21 protein-coding genes are annotated in these 25,653 nt (G+C 60.3%); 7 read left to right on the forward strand and 14 right to left on the reverse strand.

Features of this window, described 5'->3' with window-relative positions; all coding sequences use genetic code 11:
• Nucleotides 1-263: 263 nt before the first annotated feature.
• The gene (locus tag BLP23_RS11280; RefSeq protein ID WP_074069159.1) at nt 264-527 is read left to right on the forward strand and encodes a DUF1488 family protein; all 264 of its coding nucleotides are present in this window, start codon (nt 264-266) and stop codon (nt 525-527) included.
• Between the two features lie 12 nt (nt 528-539).
• Here the strand turns inward: BLP23_RS11280 and BLP23_RS11285 are convergent, their stop codons facing one another.
• From BLP23_RS11285 to chvE, 9 genes are all read right to left on the reverse strand, one after another.
• Nucleotides 540-1,367, reverse strand: a complete 828-nt coding sequence (locus BLP23_RS11285; protein WP_092584987.1) for a transglutaminase-like domain-containing protein — start codon at nt 1,365-1,367, stop codon at nt 540-542.
• Nucleotides 1,368-1,456: 89 nt separating this feature from the next.
• Nucleotides 1,457-2,332 (reverse strand): transglutaminase family protein, encoded by an 876-nt coding sequence (locus BLP23_RS11290; protein WP_092584988.1) that lies wholly within the window; start codon nt 2,330-2,332, stop codon nt 1,457-1,459.
• A 45-nt stretch (nt 2,333-2,377) separates the two neighbouring features.
• Nucleotides 2,378-2,620: a hypothetical protein gene (locus BLP23_RS11295; protein ID WP_092584989.1), complete on the reverse strand. Its 243-nt coding sequence runs from the start codon at nt 2,618-2,620 to the stop codon at nt 2,378-2,380.
• Nucleotides 2,621-3,075: 455 nt separating this feature from the next.
• On the reverse strand, nt 3,076-4,815 hold the full coding sequence (gene araD / locus BLP23_RS11300; protein WP_092584990.1) for an L-arabinonate dehydratase: 1,740 nt from the start codon (nt 4,813-4,815) through the stop codon (nt 3,076-3,078).
• 59 nt (nt 4,816-4,874) lie between these two features.
• The gene (locus BLP23_RS11305) at nt 4,875-6,308 is read right to left on the reverse strand and encodes an aldehyde dehydrogenase family protein (protein ID WP_092584991.1); all 1,434 of its coding nucleotides are present in this window, start codon (nt 6,306-6,308) and stop codon (nt 4,875-4,877) included.
• A 71-nt stretch (nt 6,309-6,379) separates the two neighbouring features.
• Nucleotides 6,380-7,375: an AraD1 family protein gene (araD1, locus tag BLP23_RS11310; protein WP_167363877.1), complete on the reverse strand. Its 996-nt coding sequence runs from the start codon at nt 7,373-7,375 to the stop codon at nt 6,380-6,382.
• Between the two features lie 112 nt (nt 7,376-7,487).
• A complete protein-coding gene (mmsB, locus tag BLP23_RS11315; RefSeq protein ID WP_022717091.1) occupies nt 7,488-8,696 on the reverse strand; it encodes a multiple monosaccharide ABC transporter permease in 1,209 nt (402 codons plus the stop codon).
• Complete coding sequence (gene mmsA, locus BLP23_RS11320) at nt 8,693-10,231, reverse strand: multiple monosaccharide ABC transporter ATP-binding protein (protein WP_092584993.1); 1,539 nt, start codon at nt 10,229-10,231, stop codon at nt 8,693-8,695. Before mmsA ends, mmsB begins: the two co-directional genes overlap by 4 nt.
• A gap of 98 nt (nt 10,232-10,329) precedes the next feature.
• On the reverse strand, nt 10,330-11,394 hold the full coding sequence (gene chvE / locus BLP23_RS11325) for a multiple monosaccharide ABC transporter substrate-binding protein (RefSeq protein ID WP_092584994.1): 1,065 nt from the start codon (nt 11,392-11,394) through the stop codon (nt 10,330-10,332).
• A 272-nt stretch (nt 11,395-11,666) separates the two neighbouring features.
• Here chvE and BLP23_RS11330 point away from each other — a divergent pair, with 272 nt between their 5' ends.
• Together BLP23_RS11330 and BLP23_RS11335 are read left to right on the forward strand one after the other, a co-directional pair.
• Nucleotides 11,667-12,671, forward strand: coding sequence for a LysR family transcriptional regulator (locus tag BLP23_RS11330; protein WP_092584995.1), 1,005 nt, complete (start codon nt 11,667-11,669; stop codon nt 12,669-12,671).
• A 57-nt stretch (nt 12,672-12,728) separates the two neighbouring features.
• The gene (locus BLP23_RS11335) at nt 12,729-13,214 is read left to right on the forward strand and encodes a hypothetical protein (RefSeq protein WP_092584996.1); all 486 of its coding nucleotides are present in this window, start codon (nt 12,729-12,731) and stop codon (nt 13,212-13,214) included.
• On the opposite strand, the gene BLP23_RS11340 is transcribed toward BLP23_RS11335, so the two are convergent.
• A complete protein-coding gene (locus tag BLP23_RS11340; protein ID WP_092584997.1) occupies nt 13,215-13,451 on the reverse strand; it encodes a hypothetical protein in 237 nt (78 codons plus the stop codon). It lies immediately after the preceding gene.
• Nucleotides 13,452-13,604: 153 nt separating this feature from the next.
• On the opposite strand from BLP23_RS11340, the gene iolG reads away from it, so the two are divergent.
• Together iolG and BLP23_RS11350 are read left to right on the forward strand one after the other, a co-directional pair.
• A complete protein-coding gene (iolG, locus tag BLP23_RS11345; protein ID WP_092584998.1) occupies nt 13,605-14,597 on the forward strand; it encodes an inositol 2-dehydrogenase in 993 nt (330 codons plus the stop codon).
• Nucleotides 14,598-14,767: 170 nt separating this feature from the next.
• Entirely contained in the window at nt 14,768-15,658 is an 891-nt protein-coding gene (locus tag BLP23_RS11350; RefSeq protein ID WP_092584999.1) for a DMT family transporter, read from the forward strand.
• Between the two features lie 6 nt (nt 15,659-15,664).
• Here BLP23_RS11350 and BLP23_RS11355 read toward each other — a convergent pair whose 3' ends face one another.
• From BLP23_RS11355 to BLP23_RS11365, 3 genes are all read right to left on the reverse strand, one after another.
• The gene (locus BLP23_RS11355) at nt 15,665-17,440 is read right to left on the reverse strand and encodes a B12-binding domain-containing radical SAM protein (protein ID WP_092585000.1); all 1,776 of its coding nucleotides are present in this window, start codon (nt 17,438-17,440) and stop codon (nt 15,665-15,667) included.
• A gap of 252 nt (nt 17,441-17,692) precedes the next feature.
• A complete protein-coding gene (locus BLP23_RS11360) occupies nt 17,693-19,348 on the reverse strand; it encodes a DEAD/DEAH box helicase (protein WP_092585001.1) in 1,656 nt (551 codons plus the stop codon).
• Between the two features lie 333 nt (nt 19,349-19,681).
• Nucleotides 19,682-20,131 carry a hypothetical protein gene (locus tag BLP23_RS11365; protein ID WP_092585002.1) on the reverse strand — a complete coding sequence of 150 codons (450 nt, stop codon included), beginning with the start codon at nt 20,129-20,131 and terminating at the stop codon, nt 19,682-19,684.
• A 249-nt stretch (nt 20,132-20,380) separates the two neighbouring features.
• Between BLP23_RS11365 and BLP23_RS11370 the strand changes: the two genes are divergently transcribed.
• The gene (locus tag BLP23_RS11370) at nt 20,381-23,761 is read left to right on the forward strand and encodes a response regulator (RefSeq protein ID WP_092585003.1); all 3,381 of its coding nucleotides are present in this window, start codon (nt 20,381-20,383) and stop codon (nt 23,759-23,761) included.
• Here BLP23_RS11370 and mnmD read toward each other — a convergent pair.
• Nucleotides 23,758-24,474, reverse strand: a complete 717-nt coding sequence (gene mnmD / locus BLP23_RS11375; protein WP_092585004.1) for a tRNA (5-methylaminomethyl-2-thiouridine)(34)-methyltransferase MnmC2 — start codon at nt 24,472-24,474, stop codon at nt 23,758-23,760. The two genes, BLP23_RS11370 and mnmD, sit on opposite strands and share 4 nt — an antisense overlap.
• On the opposite strand from mnmD, the gene BLP23_RS11380 reads away from it, so the two are divergent.
• Nucleotides 24,473-25,651 (forward strand): NAD(P)/FAD-dependent oxidoreductase, encoded by a 1,179-nt coding sequence (locus tag BLP23_RS11380; RefSeq protein ID WP_092585005.1) that lies wholly within the window; start codon nt 24,473-24,475, stop codon nt 25,649-25,651. The genes mnmD and BLP23_RS11380 overlap by 2 nt on opposite strands.
• Nucleotides 25,652-25,653 lie beyond the last annotated feature (2 nt).

Raw genomic sequence — 25,653 nt, forward strand, 5'->3', positions numbered from 1 at the left:
TCGGCTTAAAGCCGTGCTATAATAAGCTATGGCTTATTCTTCGAAAGATCTCGAGCTTTCCCGCCGGCGCGTGGCGGACGACAGAAAGCACATCGCGGCGCAGGAAGCCCATATTGCGGGTGTTTTACTGCGGGGAGAACCATGCTCGCTGGCGACAGAACAGCTCGTCGATTTCAATCAGCAACTGCGCGCTCACACTTTTGAATGCGATCTGATCGCTGCAGCTCTTCGCGCTGACCGCGCTCATTTGGAGGACTAGCCGAATGACGCTCATCTTTCCCAACCGAAGCCGTACTTTCGACGAAACGAGGAAGGCTGTACGCTTTACCGGCTACGACGGCATGTTCGAAATCAGGTTTCTCGTCGAAGCAGCCGCGCTTGGACAATCCGCTGCGGCGAACGCTTCGGAGCTTGCCTGTCTCAATGCCTTTGACGCCGCGCGCTCTACGATCCAGGAAGCAGCCGCCAGAGCCTATGCAAATCGGCGCGGAAATAATCTGACGCTCACCGCTCGGGATTTCCGCTGATCGTGAAAATGTTCAGGTGATGGCCCCGTTATCGCCGGACACCTCTTCTGTCACGACATCGAACTGCTTCAATACAGCCGGGCCGAAAGCGGTCGAGATGGCCACATCCGTCGCATCGCGGCCGGTTCCCATCAGTATGCGGCCGATGCGCGGAACGTTGTGCCGGGCATCGACCGTATGCCAATGGCCGCCCAGATAGACTTCGAACCAGGCACTGAAATCCATTGGCGCAGGATCGGGCGGCACGCCGATATCGCCGAGATATCCTGTGCAATAGCGCGCTGGTATATTCAGGCAGCGGCAGAGCGTTACGGCAAGATGCGCGAAGTCGCGGCAGACGCCGGTCTTGTCGCAATAGCCACCATGCGCGGTACGCAGTAGATCGGCTTTCAGATAGTCGAATTCGATATGGCCGTGCACGAAATCGGCAATGGCCTGTACCCGCGGCCAACCGGGTTTAGTGTTCGAGAACGTTGCCCAGGCGAAATCGCTCAACCGGTCCGTATCGCAGTAACGGCTGCCGAGAAGGAAAACGAGCACTTCGTCTGGCAGGTCCTTTATCTCGTGTTGCGGCGCATCGAGCGGCACTGTATCCGGCTGGCCGCTGTCATAGATCTCGAACGCGGTCGAAATCGTGGTCAGTCCAGCTGGTGCGACGATGCGCGTGCAGGAATTCCCAAAACTATCCGTGTAGTTCCATGCCACGATCGGCTGGCTGAACGACAGCACCTGATCCGTCAGGAGGTCGGGACGCCGCGAAGGATGGACGTTGAGGACGAGAAGCATTGGCGTTGGCTGCACACATTCATAGCCGATCGTGAAACCAGCGCGAATCTTCATGGAAGCTCCTTCGTTCAGCAAGCCCGCAGGCCATCAAAGAACGCCAGGAGAACCTTTCAGTTCCACAGGGAAGCGGCCCTTCCCATATTTTACTGTTCGGTGGTGACATTGACCTGCACAACCAGGTCGTCGAAATCGTCCGCCGCTCCGTCATAGCTGCCCCAGAGCGGAACCGCCTGTCGAGGATCGCGCGCAACGCCGACGCGGATCAGATCGTGATTGCCGACGATGCCGTTCGTGGGATCGAATTCCACCCAGCCGGCGCCCGGAAGATAAACCTGGCACCAGGCATGCGTCGAGCCGCCGCCGAGCGTCGTTGAGCCGTCGCGATCCGGCACGTAGATATAGCCGGTTACGAAACGGGCGGCGAGGCCAAGCGAACGCGCCGCTTCCATCATCAGCAGGGCAAAGTCGCGGCAAGTTCCCTGCCGCATCATCAGCGTCTGGATCGGCGGCTGCGTTCCATGTTCAGAGCGGCGGGCATAGACGAAACTCTCGTGGATCGCATAGCAGAGGGTCATCAGGACGTGGCCTGTCTGGCCCGACGAGCTTGTTCCGACGAACTGATGCGCCCAGTGTGCGACCGCACCACCCGGATCCTCGTAGTGGCGCGTGATCGTGCAGGAAAGGTCCGTCATTTCCTCGTCGTCGTAGGAAAAAGGATAGGTCAACGCCTTTCGATCGATTTCGAGATCGAGCGGCACCTGCGGCGTGTGGTCGAGGCGAATATTGGTCTCGAACCGCAACTGATCCGCCGGCCGGTCTATATCCACGAGCGCAATACAGTTCCCGAAGACGTCGTGTATCCAGCGGATTTCTGCCGGCTCCGGATCGATCGTCATCGTTGCATCCAGAAGGCGCTGGTCGAAGCTGTCCCGCGGGCGGAAAAGCACGCGGTGCTGGCCAAAGGCAACAGGCCGTTTGTAGGAATAATGCGTAATGTGCCTGACGGAGTAAACGGTCATCCTGCCTCGCCCGCCCCGGAGCTTTGATACGATAAAAGCCTGTGGCTACTCTAATTCCGGCACAAGACCGGACCGGAACAGGATCACCGACGGGCCTTGTTCGCCGATGGCATGGTTTTTCTCGCTGCACCAGACGACCACCCCATCATAATCCTTGGCGAGCGTCTGGGCGATATAGACGGCGGTTTCTTCCCTCTTCATCTGCCGGGGCTCGAATGCCGGAATCAGGGTACCGTGCTCGTCCTTGTTGAAGGCACTGAGCACAATCAATTTTTGCACTTCAGGCATGGTTCCCTCCCTACCGCGGTAACGGCGGCGAGACGAGAACGTTCCGAAAGAAGTGCCGGTTCGCAAGAAATAGGCGGAGTTTTCGCCCCGCCTTTGATGCTGGTGGAGGCTGGTGGCTGTTTGGCCTCAGGGCTGCTTGGTCGATTGGATCTTCTAGCTGCGCGGGCCGAGCGGGAAATCCAGATCGGCACCGTTATGGCTTGTAAGACCGTGTTGATGTAAGCTGGCCATAGCCGGCCTCGATCGGCATTTGCGGCTTGACCCAGCCGGTGCGGCGCTCGGCCAGATTTCAGCGAAAACCTCGAGCTGGATGGTGCGTGCGCGCATGGATTGGCGCCGTCATGGCAGTCGGCGACACGGCGCTGATCAGCTTGTGAGCCCTTTTCCAACCGACCAATGAAAAAGGCGGGGCTTGACCCCGCCTGCTCATCGATTTGCATTCGTGGATGCGCCAGCTAATGGCTGTCCTTGCCGACCGCGTTTCCGCGACATCCCTTGAGGAAGTCGAGGTCGGCCCCGGTATCAGCCCCTTCGACATGCTGCTGGTGCAGCCACGCATAGCCAGACGTCGGCAGATCATGGTTCGGCTGCCATTCGGCGAGCCGCCGGGCCATCTCTTCCTCGGAAATGTCGAGATGCAGACGACGGTTCGGCACGTCCATCTCGATCATGTCGCCGTTTTTCACCACCGCGAGCGGCCCGCCGACCGCCGCTTCCGGGGAGGTGTGCAGCACGACGGTGCCGTAGGCCGTTCCGGACATGCGGGCGTCGGAGATGCGCACCATGTCGGTGATGCCCTTCTTGAGCACCTTGGGCGGCAGGCCCATGTTGCCGACCTCGGCCATGCCCGGATAGCCCTTTGGTCCACAGTTCTTCATGACCATGACGCAGGTTTCGTCGATGTCGAGGCTGTCGTCGTTGATCTTGGCCTTGTAGTCGTCGATGTCCTCGAACACGACCGCCCTGCCTCGGTGCACCATCAGGTGCGGGGAGGCGGCCGAAGGCTTCAGCACCGCGCCCTTCGGCGCCAGATTGCCGCGCAGCACGACGATGCCGCCCGAAGAGGTCAGCGCCTTTTCGGCAGGCAGGATCACATCTTCGTTCCAGTTGACGACGTCCTTGACCTCATCCCACATGGTTTCGCCGGATACCGTCAGCGCGTCCTTGTGCAGGAGGCCCGCCTCGCCGAGGCGCTTCAGCACCACCGGCAGGCCGCCGGCATAGAAGAACTCCTCCATAAGATACTTGCCAGACGGCATCAGGTTGACGATGGTCGGCACCTCGCGTCCGCATCGGTCCCAATCGTCCAGCGAAAGATCGACGCCGACCCGGCCGGCCATGGCGAGCAGGTGGATGACGGCGTTGGTCGATCCGCCGATGGCCGCATTGGTGCGGATGGCGTTCTCGAAGGCCTCCTTCGTCATGATGTCAGAGGGCTTCAGATCGTCCTTAACCATCTGAACGATACGCCGGCCGGTGAGCTGCGCCATGACCTTGCGGCGGGAATCGACCGCCGGGATCGCGGCGTTGCCGGAAAGCGCCATGCCCAGCGCCTCGGCCATGGAAGCCATGGTGGAGGCGGTACCCATGGTGTTGCAGGTCCCCGACGAACGGCTCATCGAGGCCTCCGCCTCGAGGAACTCGGCCTGCGTCATCTCGCCAGCCTTCACCATTTCGGAAAACTTCCACAGATGCGTGCCTGAGCCGACGCGTTCACCGCGGAAATAGCCGTTCAGCATCGGCCCGCCCGTGACGACGATCGAGGGCAAGTCGCAGGAAGCTGCGCCCATGAGAAGCGACGGTGTGGTCTTGTCGCATCCGACCATCAGCACGCAACCATCGATGGGTTGGCCGCGGATCGCCTCCTCCACCGCGAGCGCGGCAAGGTTGCGATACATCATTGCGGTCGGACGAAAGGTGTTTTCGGATGCCGAGAACACCGGCACCTCGACCGGGAAGCCGCCTGCCTCCCATACGCCCGCCTTCACCTTCTCGGCGAGCTCTCGCAAATGACCGTTGCACGGCGTCAGATCCGACCAGGTGTTGAGGATGCCGATAACCGGCCGTCCGTCGAACAGGTCGTGCGGATACCCTTGGTTCTTCAGCCAGCCGCGGTGATAGATGACGTCTCGGCTCGTGCCGCCGTACCATTCCTGCGACCGCAGCTTACGCGGCCATTCAGCTTTCTTTTTCATAGTCTCTGTCCTTCACGGCTTCCAGGTCGCCTCGAGCGACCCGAAAGCCGATGATGTCGTTACGCCAAGGTGTAGGCGGTCTTGACGGTTGTGAAGAATTCGGCGGCGTATTTGCCCTGCTCGCGCGAGCCGTAGGACGAGCCCTTTCGTCCGCCGAAGGGAACATGGAAGTCGACGCCGGCGGTCGGCAGGTTGACCATGACCATGCCGGCTTCGGCATTGCGCTTGAAGTGCGTCGCATGCTTGAGACTGGTGGTCGCGATGCCCGACGACAGGCCGAACGGCGTGTCGTTGGCGACAGCCAGCGCCTCGTCGTAATCCTTGACGCGGATGACCGATGCCACAGGTCCGAAGATTTCCTCGCGGGAAATGCGCATCTGGTTGGTCGCTTCGGTAAACAGCGTCGGCTGCAGGTAGAAACCGGGTGTGTCACGCGAAATCAGTTCGCCGCCAAAGGCAAGCTTGGCGCCTTCCTTTTTGCCGATCTCGATGTAATCGGTGTCGGTCTTGAGCTGCCGCTCGTCGACGACCGGGCCGATATGCGTGCCGGTCTTCAAAGCGTGATCGACGTTCAGGGTCTTCAGCTTCTCGGTCATAGCCGCCACGAACCTGTCGTGGATGCCTTCCGTCACGATCAGGCGAGACGATGCCGTGCAGCGCTGGCCGGTCGAAAAGAAGGCCGAGTTGGCCGCTGCTTCGACGGCGACGGAAAGATCGGCGTCATCGAGGACGACCATCGGGTTCTTGCCGCCCATTTCGAGCTGAATCTTGCGATTATGCTCGATCGAGGAAACCGCGACGCGCTTGCCGGTGCCGACGGAGCCGGTAAAGGTGATGCCGGCAAGGTCGGGGCTGTCGAGCATCGTCTGGCCGACGATCGAGCCCTTGCCCATGACGAGGTTCAGCACGCCCTTCGGCAGGCCTGCACGGTTGAGGATGTCGACGATCGCCCAGGAGCAGCCAGGCACGAGTTCGGCCGGCTTGAAGACGATGGTGTTGCCGTAGCAGAGCGCCGGGGCGATCTTCCAGGCGGGGATCGCGATCGGGAAGTTCCAGGGCGTGATGATGCCGATGACGCCAAGCGGCTCGCGGGTGATCTCGACGCCGATGTTCGGACGCACGGAGGGTACGACTTCGCCGGCCAGGCGCAACGCCTCGCCTGCGAAGAATTCAAAGATCTGCGAGGCGCGGATCGTCTCGCCGATGGCTTCGGGCAGTGTCTTGCCTTCTTCGCGGGCAAGCAGTGCGCCGAGTTCGTCCTTGCGCGCCATGATCTCGTCGCCGGCCTTCTTCAGGATGACGTGGCGTTCCCAGATGCCGGAACGCGACCAGGCCGGGAAGGCGGCCTTGGCGGCGGCGATCGCGTTCCTGGTGTCGGCGGCGGAGCCGCTGGCGTAGAGGCCGACGACCTCCTTCGTATCCGACGGATTGATGTTTTCGACGGCATCGGCGCCGGTCCATTCGCCGGCGATCAGGTTTTGATAAATGGTCATGGGCTGAACGAGCCTCCTTTACCCTTTACAGAGTGGTCTGGCCGCAGATCGCGGCCAGCCCAGCGCAAAATTCAAAGCTGCTTCACAGCGATATTTTCCTCTGCGGCCACCTTCAGCGGATTGCGCAGCGGCAGGCCGAATTCGGCAACCTCGATTTCGAAAACATCGCCTTCTTCCGTCTTGACGCCATCTGCGAAGGAGAGCGTCGCCGTGCCGAACATGTGGACGTGAACGTCGCCCGGGACGCGGAAGAGGCCATACTTGAAGTGATGATATTCCAGGTTCGCGAAGGTGTGCGACATGTTCGCCTCACCGGAGAGGAACGGCTTTTCGAAGACCACCTTGTCGCCGCGCTTGATGCGCGAGGTACCGCGAATGTCTTCCGGGGCAACGCCGATGCGGATTTCCGGACCAAAGCTTGCTGGACGCAGCTTGGAGTGGGCGAGATAGAGGTAGTTGATCCGCTCGGTGACATGGTCGGAAAATTCGTTGGAGAGCGCAAAGCCGATGCGGAACGGGGTACCGTCCTTGGCAATTACGTAGATGCCGGCCATTTCCGGCTCTTCGCCGCCGTCAAGCGCGAAGGAAGGGGAGACGAGGGGAGCGCCGGGTGCTGCAGCGCCGTAGCCGTTGCCCTTGTAGAACCATTCGGGCTGGACGCCCTTTTCTCCAGCCTTCGGCTTGCCGTTCTCGATGCCCATCTTGAACATCTTCATCGAGTCCGTGAGCGTTTCTTCCGCGGCCTCGGTGGTCTTCTTGTGCATGGAATCACGCGTCGCTGCCGAGCCAAGGTGCGTGAGGCCCGTACCCGTCAGATGCAGGTGAGCAGCATCCGGATGGGTGATCGGCGGAAGGAATTTACCTTCGGCATAGGCCTTTTCCAGATCGACGGCATCGCCATAGCCACGCGCCTCGATGATGGAAACGAGCGACTTGCCGGCGTCTGCAGCTTCCATTGCCAGCGCGTAAACGCTGCCTGCATTCTTCACGGCTTTCGCTGCACCGCCCGGCTCACGCACGGCGACGATGATCTCTCCGTTCGAACCCTTGATCTGCGAAATAAGCACGGCTTTCATCCTCTTTAGCTGGGGTGCGGACAAGCTCCGCCTCTCCGGCTCCCGAGGGAGTCGGAACTGGTCTTTCTCATGACTGCAAATGCCTGGACTGGCGCCGGAGCGCTTAGCCCTTATTCTTGTTATAAACGTCGAAGAAGACGGCGGCCAAAAGCACGAGGCCCTTCACCATCTGCTGGAAGTCGATACCGAGGCCGACGATCGACATGCCGTTGTTCATGACGCCCATGATGAACGCGCCGATGACGGCACCGGTTATCTTGCCGACACCGCCGGAGGCCGAAGCGCCGCCGATGAAGCACGCCGCGATGACGTCGAGCTCGAAGCCCACGCCTGCCTTCGGCGTTGCCGAGTTCAGGCGAGCCGCCACGATCATGCCTGCGAGCCCGGCAAGGACGCCCATGTTGACGAAGGTGTAGAAGCTCAGGCGCTCGGTGTTGATACCGGAGAGCTTGGTGGCCTTTTCGTTGCCGCCCATCGCATAGATGCGGCGGCCGATCGTCGTGCGGCGCGTGACAAATGCATAGGCTGCGATCAGCACGAGCATGACGACGAGAACGTTCGGCAGGCCTCTGTAAGTCGAAAGCTGATAGCCGAGGAAGAGGATCGCCAGGGAAACGACGGCGTTCTGGGCGATAAAGAAGCCCATCGGCTCGACATCGATGCCGTGGCTCTCATTCACCTTGCGGCGGCGCCAGGCAAGGTAAAACAGCACGACTGGAATAATGAGTGTCAGGATCAGCGACGTGGACTGCACCGGCGTTCCGGCGATGTCGATCATGCTGCCCGGCAGGAAGCCGGTGCTGATGATCTGGAAATCCTTCGGGAACGGGCCGATGTTCTTGCCCCCGAGTACGAAGAGCGTCAGGCCGCGGAAGACCAGCATGCCGGCAAGCGTGACGATGAAGGACGGGATGCGGTGATAGGCGATCCAGTAGCCTTGTGCGGCGCCGATGATGCCGCCGATGATCAGGCAGAGAATGCCCGCCACGACGAAATTCATCTGCCACGTGACCATCATCATCGCGGCGAGGGCGCCGACGAAGGCGACAATCGAGCCGACGGACAGGTCGATATGGCCGGCCACAATGACGAGCAGCATCCCGAGCGCCATGATGACGATGAACGAGTTCTGGAGAACGAGGTTCGTCAGGTTGACCGGCTTGAAGAGAATGCCGCCGGTGTAGAATTGAAAGAAAACCATGATCGCGACGAGCGCAATGAGCATGCCGTATTCACGGATATTGCCACGGATATAGTCAGCAACGGAAACGACGTTGCTTTCTTCGGCGGCTGGAGGGTTGACCGGAGTCATTGTTTCTTCTCCCCTGAGCGCATGATAGCGCGCATGATGGTTTCTTGGCTCGCCTCTCCCTTTGGCAGTTCCGCAACGATACGTCCTTCATTCATGACATAGATGCGGTCGCACGTGCCAAGCAGTTCCGGCATTTCCGATGAGATCATCAGAACGCCTTTGCCGTCGGCGGCGAGCTGGTTGATGATAGTATAGATTTCGTATTTTGCACCGACATCGATACCGCGGGTGGGCTCGTCGAGGATCAAGACATCGGGATCGGAGAACAGCCACTTGGACAGCACGACCTTCTGCTGGTTGCCGCCCGAAAGATTGACCGCTTCCTGGAAGATACTGGAACTGCGGATGCGCAGCTTCGAGCGGTAGTCGGATGCGACCTTGGATTCTCTGATGCTGTCGATGATCGTCGCGTTCGACACCCCGGCAAGATTGGCGAGCGTGGTGTTGTGGACGATGTTCTCGCCGAGCACGAGGCCGAGATGCTTGCGGTCCTCGGTCACATAGGCGAGACCGGCGTCGATCGCTTTGCGGACGGTACTGACATCGACCTGCTTGCCATACATCAGCACTTCGCCGCTGACCTTGTGGCCGTAGGACTTTCCGAAGACGCTCATGGCGAATTCAGTGCGGCCGGCACCCATCAGGCCGGCGATCCCGACGACTTCGCCCTTGCGGACGCTGATGTTGACATTGTGCAGCACCTGCCGGTCGCGGTGGTGCTGATGATAGGCGTTCCAGTTCTTGACTTCGAGGATCGTTTCGCCGATCGGCACGGAGCGCGGCGGATAACGATCGGCAAGCTCGCGGCCCACCATGTTCTTGATGATGATATCTTCGCTGATTTCTTCGGTGTGACAGTCCATCGTCTTGACCGTCATGCCGTCGCGCAGAACCGTGATCTGGTCGGCAACCTTGCGCACTTCATTCAGCTTGTGGGTGATGATGATCGATGTGAGGCCCTGATTGCGGAACTCGATCAGCAGGTTCAGCAGCGCATCTGAGTCGCTTTCGTTGAGCGATGCCGTCGGTTCGTCGAGGATCAGGAGCTTCACGCTCTTCGACAGCGCCTTGGCGATCTCGACGAGTTGCTGCTTGCCGACGCCGATGTCGGTGACAAGCGTGTCCGGGGATTCGCGCAGGCCGACTTTTGCGAGCAGCTGCCGCGTGCGGTTGAACGTTTCCTGCCAGCTGATGATGCCGCTCTTGGCATTCTCGTTGCCGAGGAAGATATTCTCGCCGATCGACAGAAGCGGCACGAGCGCCAGCTCCTGATGGATGATGACGATGCCGATTTCTTCGGAGTCCTTCAGGACCTTGAAGTTGCGGACTTCGCCTTCGTAGACGATCTCGCCATCGTAAGTGCCGACCGGGTAAACGCCGGAGAGAACTTTCATGAGGGTCGATTTTCCGGCCCCGTTCTCGCCCACCAATGCGTGAATTTCACCCTGACGAACCTTGAGGTTCACATTCTCAAGCGCTTTTACGCCCGGGAACGTCTTGGTGATGTTCCGCATTTCGAGGATTGTATTGTCCATAGTCAGAATCCAACGCCAGCAGCCGGAAATACGGCGCGACGATCATAAAAGTGAAGACCGGAACCCGCAACCAGCGGATTCCGGCCAACTTGGTACAGTTATTTCAGCTGGTCAGCCGTGTAGTAACCGCCTTCGACGAGAACCTTCTCGTAGTTGGTCTTGTCGACCGCTACCGGCTTCAGCAGGTAGGACGGAACAACCTTGACGCCGTTGTCGTAGGTCTTCGTGTCGTTGACTTCCGGCTCCTTGCCGGACATGACAGCGTCAACCATTGCAACGGTGACCTTGGCGAGCTCGCGCGTGTCCTTGAACACTGTCGAGTGCTGTTCGCCAGCAATGATCGACTTCACGGACGGAACTTCAGCGTCCTGGCCGGAAACGACCGGGAGCGGCTGATCCGGGGTGCCGTAGCCGACGCCCTTCAGCGACGAGATGATGCCGATGGAGAGGCCGTCATACGGAGACAGGACGGCGTCGACCTTGGCGTCGGTGTAGTTGGCCGAGAGCAGGTTGTCCATGCGGGCCTGGGCCGTTGCCGCGTCCCAACGCAGCGTGCCGACCTTGTCCATGCCGGTCTGGCCAGACTTCACGACGAGCTTGCCGCTGTCGATGTAAGGCTGCAGGACAGACATTGCGCCGTCGTAGAAGAAGAAGGCGTTGTTGTCGTCCGGCGAACCACCGAAGAGTTCGATGTTGAACGGACCCTTGCCATCCTTGAGGCCGAGGGCGTCAACAATGGAGGTTGCCTGCAGAACGCCAACCTGGAAGTTGTCGAACGTTGCATAGTAGTCGACGTTGGCCGAGTCGCGGATCAGGCGGTCGTAGGCGATGACCTTGATGCCGGCGTCATGAGCCTTCTGGAGAACGTCGGAAAGCGTCGTGCCGTCGATGGCGGCGATGACGAGAACCTTGACGCCCTTGGTGACCATGTTCTCGATCTGAGACAACTGGTTCGGAATGTCGTCGTCTGCATACTGCAGGTCGGTGCTGTAGCCCGCTGCCTCAAGCTGCTTGACGATGTTGTTGCCGTCGTCGATCCAGCGAGCGGAAGACTTCGTGGGCATTGCGATGCCGACGGTCCCCTTGTCCTGCGCCAGTGCCGGCATAACGAACGAAGCGACGCCGAAGGCGGCCGCAGCCATCAATGAGATAATGGATTTCATTTCTCTCTCCCTTGTTAATAGACGGCGGACGAAAATTCGCCCGCCACGAAACTGTGGCAGGTTCCGTAGATTGGATAGTTACTTCAGATGGTGAGAAACGAAGTAGGTCTCCTCCACGATCTCACACGTGTTGAGTGCCAACCAGCACACGGCCGCAAACTCGTATGGAATCTTATAACTGTCAAATAGAATAAGTGGTAAAGTGCATAACAATTTTGGTATATCGTTAAAAAGTATTACTTTTGATGGAAGGCGGATGGGAGGCCGCAACCATGGCGATTGTTTCCAGGCCGATTTCCGAGGATCGAATCGATATCCACAGCGACAATTTTGGCGATGATGCCTTTCTGCGTGCGGGCTTGAAGCTGAATCACCTGCGCATGATCGTCGCAATCGAAGATAGCGGGCAGATTTCCGCGGCGGCGGAGATCTTGAATATTTCCCAGCCTGCCGCCTCCAGAATGCTCGCTGAGATGGAATCGATCGTGAAGACGCCGCTTTACGAACGGATCGCCCGCGGTGTCGTGCTCACGACTTTCGGACAGGCACTCGCCAAGCGTGCACGAAAAATTCTCCTGGAACTGCGCGAGGCCGGCCGCGAGATCAGCGAATTGAAGAGCGGCAAGGGCGGTTCCGTCTTCATCGGCGCGGTCACAGCGCCTGCCATGAGCCTGGTTGTTCCGGCCATCGACAAGGTTCGCAAGGCGTTTCCGGGCATCGAGATCAACATTGAAGTGGAGACCAGCAACGTTCTCGCGCGGGAATTGCTCGCCGCCAGGCACGATTTCATCATCGGCCGCATTCCCGACGACGTTAATCCGCGACTCTTCGAAGTACGCGAGATCGGTATCGAAAAAGCATGTCTGATCGTGCGCAGGGACCATCCGCTCCTCAAGAAAAATGCGAGCAGCCTCGCCGATCTCCATGGTTACGGATGGGTCTTCCAGCCGCCGGGAACGCTGCTTCGGCGGACGCTGGAGGATATCTTTCTGGCGGCGGGCGTGCCGCTGCCGGAAAATATCGTCAATACGTCTTCCTTGTTGCTCACCTGTGCGATCATCTGCGAGACGGACGCGATCGCACCCGTGGCGCTGGATGTTGCCCAGTTTCTCGCCGGCCAGGATGCGAAGGCATCCGACGTGCGCGTGCTGCCGACCGATTTCAAGATCGACGTAAAGCCCTACAGCCTGATCACCGCACGCGAGCGCGCCCTGCCTCCCAGCGCGCGGCTTCTCTACGACCTCATCCTCGAGGAAAGCCGGAAGCAGGGAGGCTGAGCGCAAGCCCGGCGCCATGCTGGCGGTGTTCAATGCGCCACTTCGAAGGGAAGGGGCATGTTGTTCGGTCAATCGGTTTTTCAATCAGTTCTGGAGCGGCTGAAAGCAGAGGAAGAGAGCGAAGACGAGGCAGATGCGTCCGTCGCGCATCGCGTCCATGGGTTCAGCACCGGTCTCGCCTTCGACGTCATGGAAGGCGTCTCGGCGGCGTCGCAACGGGCGGGCCAAGCCTATCTCGATATTCTGGAACTGGAGACGCCTATCGCCGCGGCAGACGAGGAAATCCAGCCGCAGCCCGTTGCGGAGCCTGAGCCGGAACCCGTCATTCCGGAACATCTTGGGCGCACTGCGCCTGCCGAAATCGCTGCGGAACTCTCCATCACAGCCGCCGATACGCTGCAGACGCTGAACGAAAAGCGCCGTGCCTTTGCCAAGTCGAACCATCCCGATCGCGTCGCGCCTGCATTCCGGGAGAATGCAACGAAGCGCATGATGCTCGCGAACCTGCTGATCGATGATGCCGTGCGGCGTCGCGGCCGCTGATTATTCGGGGTCCGTCTCTTCCGGTTTGGGAGCCTCGGCGGCTTCGGCGGGTGGCTGCGGCTTGAAAGTCCAGAAAAGCATGTAAAAAGCATAGACGCCGGCGCCGGCCGACAGCACGCCCCAGAACGGGTCGCCAGTCATGAACTCCAGCGCCGCCCAGCCCAGGCACAGGCCCACGATCAGCGCCCGCACCCAGACGCGGCGGTAGGCCGGATGGTTTGGATCGATCAGCTGCATGTGTCCCCCGGTCATATTTCGATCACTTGTCTTTAGGATGGATTTCGAGAATGTGAAAGGGCAACGGGCTTGACTGCTCGAATAGAAGATGGAATGAAAATTCCACAATTGTCACAATTCGGTTTATTTGTTCCGAATTTCAGGGAGGTTCTCATGACAGTCAGATTTGGTCTTCTCGGCGCCGGCCGTATCGGCAAGGTTCACGCGAAAGCCGTGCGCGGCGACGCGAATGCGAAGCTCGTCGCCGTCGCCGATGCGCTTCCGCAGGCGGCTGAAGCGATCGCTTCCGCTTATGGCTGCGAGCTCCGTACGATCGAGGCGATCGAGGCCGCCAAGGATATCGACGCCGTCGTAATCTGCACGCCGACCGATACGCACGCGGATCTGATCGAGCGCTTCGCGCGGGCCGGCAAGGCGATCTTCTGCGAAAAGCCGATCGATCTCGACGTTGCCCGCGTCAAGGCCTGTATCAAGGTTGTCGATGAGACTAAGGCGAAGCTGATGGTCGGTTTCAATCGCCGCTTCGACCCGCATTTCATGGCCGTGCGCAAGACAATCGACGACGGCCGAATCGGCGATGTCGAGATGGTGACAATTACCTCGCGGGATCCGGGGGCCCCGCCGGTCGACTACATCAAGCGTTCTGGCGGCATCTTCCGCGACATGACGATCCACGACTTCGACATGGCCCGCTTCCTGCTTGGCGAGGAGCCGGTCTCGGTAACTGCAACGGCCGCTGTCCTCGTCGACAAGGCGATCGGCGAGGCCGGCGACTACGACAGCGTTTCGGTCATCCTGCAGACGAAGTCCGGCAAGCAGGCGATCATCTCCAACTCGCGTCGCGCCACCTACGGCTACGACCAGCGCATCGAGGTGCACGGTTCGAAGGGCATGGTTGCAGCCGAGAATCAGCGCCCGGTCTCGATCGAAGTTGCCAACGGTGACGGCTACACGCGCCCGCCGCTGCACGACTTCTTCATGACCCGTTATACGGAAGCCTACGCCAACGAGATCGCAAGCTTCATCGCCGCGGTCGAGAAGGACGCAACTATTTCGCCCTCCGGCGCCGACGGCCTTGCCGCTCTTGCGCTCGCCGATGCGGCGGTCCAGTCCGTCAAGGAAGGCAAGCTCATCAAGATCGGCTGACGGCAACTCCCGGCCGCAAGCCGCGCATGAGATGGCCGGGCAGACGCCCGGTCATTTCGGTTTATGCGCCACTCATCAGCGAAACTTGAAATAAGGATCAATTCTTCGCCTTTGACGCGAAAGCGCTTGGAGGCTATCAGCGCCCGATATCGCTTTGCCCCGAGCTCCCCATGACCCTTGATCGTTTCGCTCCCGCCATTTTTGTCCTGCTTTGGTCCACCGGCTGGGTCGTCGCGAAATATGCGGCACGGCATTCGGAGCCCTTCACCTTCCTTGGCATCCGTTATGCGCTTTCGGCGCTCGCGTTTTTCGGTCTCTGCCGGGTGCTGAAGGCGAAATGGCCGGATCGCGCGACGGTTCTGCGCGCGATCTATTCCGGTTTCTTTCTGCACGGATTCTATCTTGCCGGCCTGTGGTGGGCGATTGCCAATGGCGTTGCGGCTGGCATTTCCGGTATCATCGCCGCGCTGCAGCCGTTGCTGACGGCGATGGTGGCGCCCTTCCTGATCGGCGAACGCCTGCAGCCCAGCCAGAAGTTCGGACTCCTCCTCGGCTTCTTCGGCATAGCGATCGCCGTTTCCCCGAAACTTTTTGATCCAGCTTCCGCGAGCCTCGTTCACGCGGCGGTGCCGCTCGCCGTCAACCTAATCGCCATGGTCTCCGTCACATACGGCACGATCTACCAGAAGAAACACTTGCAGACCGGTGATCTCAAGACGATCGCGACGATGCAATATGTGGGGGCGCTTATCGTCACCCTGCCGCTCGCGCTCGCCTTCGAGCGCCTGCATTTCGACGCAACGCCGGAGGCTTTCGGCGCGCTGATCTGGTCGGTTTTCGGTCTGTCGATGGGCGGGATCGGGCTGCTTCTTTATCTGATCCGCCGGGGCCAGGTCTCACGGGCCGCATCGCTGATCTACCTGATGCCACCGACGGTCGCCATCGAGGCTTTCATCGCTTTCGGCGAACCGCTGACCGTGCCGCTGATCATCGGAACGATCGTGGTCGTCACCGGCGTCTATCTGACGAACCGGAAAAGCGTCCGGATGGCGGAGGCTTAAACAAGCCTAATGGTTGGCATGGGTCAACTGCGCGATTTTCCGCACATGCGTGACCGCCGCGGTACCGCCGGTTGTCTTGGTGAACAGATCGAGCTTCTCTTCCTCGCCGTCATCAACCGGCGTCAGCGCCTGGTCCATGTAGTCTTTTGATGCCGGATTTCTTTTGATGAGGAACGCAGTTGCGCTCATGCGCAGGATGGAGCCCGCCAACGAGACGTGCTTGGCAACGGTTTCCCACACAAATTGCGGCCAGAAGAGGAGGGGATGCTGCTGAGGCAGTCCGGGCCGCCGTTCCGAGGGGTGCTTCAGCCGCAGCAGACCGCTTTGCAGAGGATGCACCTTTTCGAGCGGCACCGTTGTTGCAAAGGACACCAGCACCTTGACGAGGCTTGCAAGCGGCAAGCCGCTCGCAACGGCCCGGCGCAGCAATGTCTTCACATGCTCCGGCGAATAGTAAAGCGACCAGGCCTCGTGATAGATGCTCTCCCATTCCTGTCTGCTCATCTTCTCGTGCGCCGTGCAGACATGTTCGACGTCATAGGTATTGAGGTCGGCGTCCATCGGGATGCCCTTGCGCCAGAGCGTCTGGTGATCCTCCGAGCCCGGCAGCGGCGTCAGGACGAAGAACTCGATGACATCGAGTGGCAGCTCTTGCTGAATGATCTTGATGTCGCGGCGAATGGTTTCCGGCGTGTCGGAAGGAAAGCCGAGGATGTAGCCGGCGAGCGTCATGATGCCCTGCGCCTTCCAGGCCAGCAGCATCTTCCGGTATTCGGTGATCTTGTTCTGGTTCTTCTTGGCGGCCGTCAGGTTGTCCGGATTGACGTTCTCCAGGCCGATGAAGACCCGCGTGACGCCGGCGCGTTTTGCCTTTTCGATGAAGTTCGGGATCTTGTGACAAAGCGTATCGACCTGGATCATTAGACCGAGCGGGATGCCATGCCTTTCCTTGAGTTCAATCAGCCGGTCGAAGATCGCTTCCCAGTGCTTGTTGCGGGCGAAGTTGTCATCGGTGATGAAAAATTTGTGGATGCCCTGCGCCCAGTTCATCCGCACCAGCTTTTCGATATCGTCGGTGGAGCGGAAACGGGATTTGCGGCCCTGCACGTTGATGATCGTGCAGAACGAGCACTGGTAGGGGCAACCGCGGCCGGCATCGAAGCTGCTGCTTAGCCCGAGCGTGTGTTCGACATTCTTTTTGGGCAGGAAGGGCACAGGCGTGCCGCCGATGCCCGGAAGGTCGTTCATGAAATTGTAGACGGGCTCGAGCTCGCCATAGGCCGCGTCCTGCAAGACCTTGTCGAGCCTGCCTTCTGCCTCGCCGGCGAACATCGAAATTCCCATCTCCCGGCAGGCGTCGAGTTCGACCGCCTTGCCGTCGAGCATCGAAAGACAACCGGAAACGTGAAAGCCGCCCATCGAGACGGGAATGCCCGCCGCGCGAAACGGCCGGGCGATGTCGAGCGCCCGCGGATACTGGTTCGACTGAACGCCGACAAGCGCGACCATGCCGAAATTACCGTGCTGTTTCAGCAGCGCGAGCAGTTCCGGAATATGCACGCGGGTATTGGTTTCGTCGATCACCTTGATGTCGATGCCGACGCCGGGGCCGAGCACTTCGCGCTCCGCGCAGTCTGCTGCAATGCCAAAGAGAGCCGCCAGCGAGTTCGAAGGGATCATGGCCCGCCACCAGCGGATCACATAGCCGTCGTCGTCATAGTGCGATGGCTTGAGCAGAATGAGCTGAAAGCGGCGGCTGCCGGACGCTACGGGTGATCGCAAGGTCTATCTCTCTTATTGAATAGGCAGTCTGTCGTTGAATGCACTCAATGAGGGCCAGTGTCGCGAGGCGCTGGCATGCAAACGGTATTGCTAAGGTCGGCAGATATGCCGGAAAATAGCAATGCGGATTGCGATAGTCTTCACATGTCGCCGGCGCGCAGTCTTTTTAGACCGTATCGCCGGGGTAAGCCGTTCACCTAGGCTTAAAGCAAAAAAAGGCCGGAAGATACCCGGCCCCCTTCACTTCTGTATTCAAGCCTGTTCGCGACGCTGGCCGCCGCCATTGCGGGGGCCTTTGCGACGTATGCCGCCAGAGCCGTCCTGACGGTGCTCACCGTGAACCTGCTGGCCGCGGTCCTCACCATGCTTGCGGCCAGGGCGACCGTGCGCGTTACGGGCGCCGCCGGGATGATGGCGGTTCGCATCGGCGCTGCCGTGCGGGCGCTGTTGCGGCTTCTTGGCCGGTCGGAAATCCGAGGTCGATACGAGATCGTTGTCCGGTCCCTGGGGTGACGCTTCACCGCGGCGCTGGCCGCGGAAGTCCTCGTTGCGGGCAGTCTGGTGCTCGGGACGCGGACGGCGCTCGCGGCGTTCCTCGTTGTTTGCGCGGACCTCGCCTGCTTCGCCTTCGCGGCGCGGACGGCGGTCCTGGCGATTGCCGGAGCGCTGTTCACCCGGACGGCCATCCCCGCGACCCTCGCCACCACGGCCCTGGCCACCGCGATTGCGGTTGTTGCCGTTGCCGTTGCCGCGGCGCGGAGCCGCGCGCATGTCTGCCGGCGGTTCGCCGCTGGCGATGATGATCTCGATGCCCATCAGCCTTTCGATATCGCGCAGCAGGCGTGCTTCATCCGGCGCGCAGAAGGCGATTGCGATGCCGTCGCGGCCGGCGCGAGCCGTGCGACCGATGCGGTGCACATAGGCGTCCGGCACTTCCGGCAGATCGTAGTTGAACACATGGCTGACGGCCGGAATATCGATGCCGCGGGCGGCAACGTCGGTTGCGATCAGAGTCTTGATGCCGCCGTCGCGGAATGCCTTCAGGGCGCGCTCGCGCTGGCCCTGGCTCTTGTTGCCGTGGATGGAAGCGACCGAATAGCCGACATGATCGAGATGCTTCATCAGCTTCTCGGCGCCGTGCTTGGTGCGCAGGAACACGATCGCGCGGCCATCCGGATTTTCGGAAAGCGACTTTTTCAGCAGCTCCGTCTTGTCATTCTTGCCGCCGACGAAGTGGACGTACTGTTCAACCTTATCCGCAGCCTTGCCGGGGGGCGTCACTTCGACCTTGATCGGATCGGTCAGGTATTCGCCCGCAAGATCGGCGATCGCCTTCGGCATGGTTGCCGAAAAGAGCATGGTCTGACGGCGCTTCGGAACGAGTTTGGCGATCTTGCGCAGATCATGCACGAAGCCGAGATCGAGCATCTGGTCGGCTTCGTCGAGCACGAGATAGCGCACCGTGGTCAGCGTGATGGCGCGGCGGTTGACGAGGTCGAGGAGGCGGCCGGGTGTCGCGACGAGAATGTCGGTACCGCGTTCGAGCTGCAGCTGCTGCTTGTTGATGGACACGCCGCCGACAACGACATTGATGCGCAGCGGCGACTTGCGGACGAAGTTCTTGAGGTTCTCGGCGATCTGGTTCACCAGCTCGCGGGTCGGAGCGAGGATGAGCGTACGCGTCGTGCGATTGTCGGGACGCTTGTCGTCGGCCAGCAGTTTTTCAATGAGCGGCAAGCCGAAGGCAGCCGTCTTGCCTGTGCCGGTCTGGGCGAGGCCGATTAGATCGCGGCCTTCGAGGAGAAGAGGGATTGCCTGCGCCTGAATGGGCGTTGGCGTTTCAATGCCGAGCTGAAAAAGCGTGGCGACGATCGGCTTGGAGACACCAAGCGATTCAAAATTAGTCAAGTCATAACCTTTCGGGGCGCCGAAACGATGTGCCGGATCACACCATGCGGTCCGGTATCATTCTGGCGTCAAGAACCCCGCGTGAAGTGGGAACTTGTGTGTTGGAAAAACTTTCCAGCGCTTCTGGCCGCACTTGGGATCGCGGCGTCCTATGAAATGCGCTTTTATCCTTCTTCTTGCGTTTGTCTTTTTTCGCAGGGGCAGCTCACGCGGCGGCCGGAAGGTGAAAGCTGGCCTGCATTTGGTCTAGTTCAGGTTGAAAGTCAAGAGACGAGCGAGAGAAAGGTGCTGCGGAGCGCCGCCTGAACCAGCGGCGTGCCGCACACATACTCCTTAATAGCCGGGGCAGACCCGAACTCTCACCCATACGTCCGCTCGGTGATCGTAGCGGCGCTCCACACCGCAATATCCATAATTGCGGTAATAGGCCGGGTAAGGCCGATAGTAGGAGCGATAGTAAGGCCGGTAGTAGCTCCGATAGACCGGATACGGCCTGTAGTAGGGCCGGTAGTACGGTCTATAGTAGGCTCCGTAATAAGGTCCGGAGTCGGCTCCATAGTAGGCTCCGTAATTGGCTCCATAGTAGGGTCCGGGATAATAATAGCCATAGCCCGGGTAGGGACGCGTAGCGTGCGATAGGAGGATGCCGCCGATTGCTCCGGCCGCAACACCGCCCCAAAAGTCATCGTGACCGGCGTCCGCCGGAGTTGCCGGAATGAGGGAGGTGCCAGTCAAAGTCAACGCCATCAAGCCCGCCGCCATGCTTTTGTGAAGTACGGACATGATCGTCTCCTTTCATAGACGAACTTGTTTCTTGAAGCCGTCAGGAGAAACCGTGGCGAAACGCGGCCAACTGATCGAGTTCAGTCTTACAACGTGGAAGATTATAGCATAGTTCCTGATACTCTTGGGCCGAACTTCGTTGTCCCGGGTTCAGATTTCCGGAACGTGTCATGGTTAAAACCTTGTTAAACGGCTTACACCTATAGTGGATGCCAGAACACCGTTTCTCCTGATAGCGAGGCGACATCTTTGACATCGAGCGGGGACCTTCTCGAACTGGCGTGCAGCCGGATCGCAGATCTGGATACGCCTGCCTATGTCAAGAACAGCGAGCTTCGTTACGTTGCCGTCAACGAAGCCTATGCCCGCTTCTTCGGCCGGGAAATTTCCGATTTCATCGGCCGCCGGACCCGCGAAATTCTGGACCGTCCGGAAGAGGAGGAGCGTGAAGACAAGGAGCGCCGCGCACTCGTCTTCGGCACCGAAGAAACTGCCATCTGCTTCGATGTTGCCGGAACCGAGCATGAGCGGGTCCGGATCGAGAGCTTCATGCCGTCGGAAGACCGGGCCTATGTTCTCGGTATCTTCGAGACGCGCGCGCAGCCCCGCCGGCCGGTTCTCTCGGGGCCGGATCAGACTTTGCTCGCCGATTTCGAGCGCGTCCGTGCGACGCTGGAAAAAATCGATCATCCGGTCGGCATTTTCGCTGACGACGGCCGCCCGCTGATCGTCAATTCGGCCTATCGAAACGGAGACAAAGCATCGCCCGCTGAAACCGGATGGCACGAGAGCGTGAATGAGCTCGATCTCCTCCGGACCATCATGGAAGACCTGCCGGTCGCCGCCTTCGCGCGGAATGAACAGCACCGCCTCGTTTATGCCAACCAGTATTACGAGACCTTCACCGGCCATGTCCGGTCGAAGGTGCTTGGCCTCACAGAGTTTGAGATGTTCGGCGAGGAGAGTGGCGCCAGCATCTATGAGGAAAACGCTCTGGCGCTCAAGGACGGCTCGCTCACTGAGGTGGAAGGTAAGCTACCACGCACCGACGGAACAGTTTATCCGATCTTGACGCGCGTCAATCGCGTCCAGACTCCGGACGGTAAGATCTATGTCGTCGGCTCTTTTTCGGACATCTCTCCGCTCAAGGAGCGTGAAGCAAAACTGATCGAGGCGCAGAAGCATGCCGAAATCCTGCATCGCGACATTGAAAACATCCTGCGTTCGCTGCCGGTCGGCGTGCTGATCCTCGATAACAATCTCGACATCCTCTACATAAACGACGAATTCTACACGATCTGTGATCTGCCGCCCGACGATCGTTTTGACGGCCGGCCGTTCATTGATGTCATCCGCCGCAATTGTGAACTCGGGCGCTATGGCTACGAGCACAGCCCGGAAGAGATACTGGCGGAGCGCCAGCGCCATTTCGGTTCGGATGGGGAGCAGGAGCCGATCGAACTCAACTGGTCGGGCGGCAAATCGATCGTCTTCGACAGCCGCCGCATCTCGAACGACCGCATTCTGCTTTCCTATTCCGATATGAGCGCCATTCGCGCGAGCGAGAAGGAAATCCATGAGACGCGCGCTGCCCTGGAGCATCTCGGCGAATTGATGCGGGATGCGACGCGGGCCATGCCGCAAGGCCTGACGATCGTACAAGACGGTATCATCAAGCTCTCCAACGATGCGCTTTCGCAAGTCCTGCGTATTCCGCCGGAATACCTCGTTGCGGGCCGCGGCTGGATCGACCTCTTCAATTTCTGCGCCGATCGCGGCGACTTCAAGGGCACCGCCGCCGAGGTGTTGCACTATTGGCGTACGAACATCGCTGCGAAGCAGCCGATCGCCACTGTCTTCCATGTAGCCGGACAGCGATGGGTGAACATGGAGGCGACGATCAGCGAGCGCGGCCACTGGGTTGCGCTCTTCACCGACGTCACCGAAATGAAAGAGCGCGAGGAAGAGCTTGAGAGGCTGCTGGCACGAGCTGAAGCTGCCGATCGCGCCAAGTCGGAATTTCTCGCCAATATGAGCCATGAAATCCGCACCCCGATGAACGGCGTGCTCGGCATGGCCGAGCTCATGGCGAAGACCGATCTTGACGCCCGGCAAAAGACTTTCATCGACATCATCGTCAAGTCCGGCAACGCGCTTTTGACGATCATCAACGACATTCTGGACTTCTCGAAGATCGATGCCGGACAGATGACGCTGCGCCAGGCGGCCTTCGATCCGGTGGAGGCGGTCGAGGATGTCGCGACGCTGCTTTCTTCGCCCGCGGCGGAAAAGGATCTCGAGCTTCTCGTACGCGCCGATCCGAACCTGCCTGCCGCCATCATCGGCGATGCCGGTCGGTTTCGCCAGATCGTCACAAACCTCGTCGGCAACGCCGTCAAGTTCACCGAAAAGGGGCATGTCTTCGTCGATATCGGTTTTAGGCCCGGCTCGGACGGCGAGGTCATGGTCGAGATCAGGATCGAGGATACCGGCATCGGCATCCCGCCAGACAAATTGCAATCGGTCTTCGACAAATTCTCCCAGGTCGATTCCTCTTCGACGCGGCGCCACGAGGGTACCGGCCTTGGTCTTGCCATCACTGCCGGTCTGGTCGATCTCTTTGGTGGCTACGTCAACGCCGAGAGCGAACCGGGCAAGGGCTCGATCTTCACCGTCAATCTGCCCTTTGCCATCGCTGCCGCCCGCCTCGATCCCAAGCCGCTGCCCGTTAATGTACGTGGCGCACGCGTGCTCGTCATCGACGACAACGAGGTGAACCGCCGCATTCTTTCCGAGCAGCTGTCGCTTTGGGGTTTTGACGGCGTGGCTGCGGAAGACGGCAGGACCGGCATTGCCATCCTTGAGGCTGCAGACCAGGTCGGCGTCCAGGTCGACGCCCTGGTGCTCGACTATCACATGCCGGAAATAAACGGTGCGGAAGTCGCCCGCAGGCTCAGGGCCGACGCCCGCTTCGAGAGCATGCCGATCATATTTCTGACCTCAATGGACATCTCCGGCACCGAGAAGGAGTTTGCAGCCCTCAACGGCCATGCGCATCTGATGAAACCGGCCCGCGCCAACCTTCTCCGCAACACCATCGTCGAGGTCGTGCGCGCAAGCCGCGTGAAGCAGGCGTCTGCAGCCGAAATCGCCCGCCTGCAGGCAGAAACCGAGACGAGGGAACCGGAGCCTTCTACGGCGCCGCCCTCCGAACAACGCAAGACTGCCTTCATCGATGTGCTTGTCGCCGAGGACAACGAGGTGAACCAGATCGTCTTCACGCAGATCCTGCAGGGCACCGGCCTGAGTTTCCTCGTCGTCAACAACGGCCAGGAGGCGGTCAACGCCTGGGAAAGCCATGCGCCGCGGATCATCATGATGGACGTCTCGATGCCGGTGATGAACGGCCACGACGCGACCCGCGCGATCCGCGTCCGAGAGCGTGGGCAGGGCCACCGCGTGCCGATCATCGGCGTGACGGCGCATGCGCTCGAAAGCGACCGCGAGCTCTGTCTCGACGCCGGCATGGACGATTATATGTCGAAGCCGATCAGCCCTGAACTGCTGGAAGAGAAAATCCAGCTCTGGCTCGGCAGGAGCGCGCAGTTGCCCGCCCGCTCAGGCCTCTAGGCTTTTACGCCGCAGAGCATCTCGCGCTTGCCGGCGAAACCCTTGCGCCGCTCGACCGCAAATCCCGCGGCCATCAGATTGCGCCTGACGAATCCTGCCGCGGCATAGGTTGCGAAGCTTCCTCCAGAGAGGGTCTTCTCGCAGATGAGCCGCATCAGCTCTTGCGACCACATATCGGCGTTGCGCGACGGCGCGAAACCATCGAGATACCAGGCATCAAAGCCGGGTTCGGCGGCCGCAACGCCATCGATTGCCGCGCTGCAGACAACGCTCAAGGTCGTCTGCTCGTCTAACGCAAGCGTCACGGTGCCTTGCGGCTGGCCGGGCCACAGCACCGTCAGCGCCTGCCGCTCGGCATCGATTTGCGGCCAGTGCGAAAGTGCGCGACCGATCTCCTGCGGACGCATCGGGTAAAGCTCGAAGGAAATGAAGTTCAGATGCTGGCCGCTTTGGCGATGCGCTTTCCATTGCCGCCATGTTTCCGCGAAGTTCAGCCCGGTGCCGAACCCCAACTCTCCAATGCGGAAATTGTCCTTGCCGGTCCACCGTTTCGGCAGGCCGTTGCCCGCCAGAAAGACGTGACCGCATTCGAGCCGCCCGTCCGTCTGGCAATAAAAATGGTCGCCAAAGGCCCGCGAATAGGGCATATCGCCGTCGCGCCATTCGAGCGGTTGGCTCGTGCTGCCAATCTGATCGGGATCAATCTCTGTCATGCCTAAAGCCGATAGTGCGGTCATCTCCTCCGGTCAATCGTCCGTCAGCCTGCTGATTGCCGGCGGCGGCATCATGGGGCTGTGGGCGGCGGTTCATGCCGAGCGACTTGGCATCGACACGCTCCTCGTCGATGCAGGCGAATTGGGGCAGGGTGCGAGCGGTGGGCTACTCGGGGCGCTGATGCCGCATTTGCCGGACAAATGGAATGCCAAGAAGCAGTTCCAGTTCGATGCGCTGGTTTCCCTCGAAACGGAGATCTCTGCGATCGAAGCTGCCACCGGCCTTTCCACCGGCTACCGCCGATCCGGCCGCATCATCCCGCTGCCGAAGCCGCATCTGCGCAAGATCGCGCTTACTCATTCCGCCGATGCCGAAACGCACTGGCATCGGCACGGCCGCAGCTTCCATTGGCATGTCGCAGATGCTCCGCCGGTTGCAGGCTGGATCGACCCTGCCGCCGGTGCGAGCGGCTTCGTGCACGACACGCTCGCTGCCCGCGTCGCACCCCGCACGCTGGTCGCCGCTCTTGTCGCCTTTGTGAGGCAGGCAAAGCGTGTGAGCATTGTCGAGAACACTGCAGTTGGCGGGCTCGAACCGGAACGCGGGATCGCCGACGTCGGTGGGACAACAATTGCCTTTGGCCGCTGCATCGTCGCGGCAGGTCACCAGTCATTTCCGCTACTACAGCCGTTCACGCCCGGATTGGAAAGGCCGCTTGGCCAACCAGTCAAGGGGCAGGCGGCGCTGTTGAGGGCCGAGATCGATCCCGCCTTTCCCACCATCTTCCGCGACGGCCTTTATATCATTGCTCATGAGGGCGGCCATGCTGCGATCGGCAGCACCAGCGAGGACCATTTTGACAATCCCAACACGACCGACGCTCAACTCGACGCTCTGATCGAAACTGCGCGCGAGATGGCCCCCGTACTTGGGGATGCGCCGGTCGTCGAGCGCTGGGCCGGCCTTCGTCCAAAGGCGATCGGCCGCGATCCGATGATCGGTCCGCATCCGGTATATCCGAAGCTCGTCGCCTTGACCGGTGGCTTCAAGGTCAGCTTTGGCCTTGCCCACCGTCTTTCCGAAGCTGCCGTACATATGGCTGACGGCCGTTCCGCACCTTTCGCCCTGCCGGAAAGTTTCGCGTTTTCGAGCCATATCACGGCTGCTTCACGTTAAAC

Source organism: Rhizobium mongolense subsp. loessense (assembly GCF_900099775.1).
Lineage (GTDB): Bacteria > Pseudomonadota > Alphaproteobacteria > Rhizobiales > Rhizobiaceae > Rhizobium > Rhizobium loessense.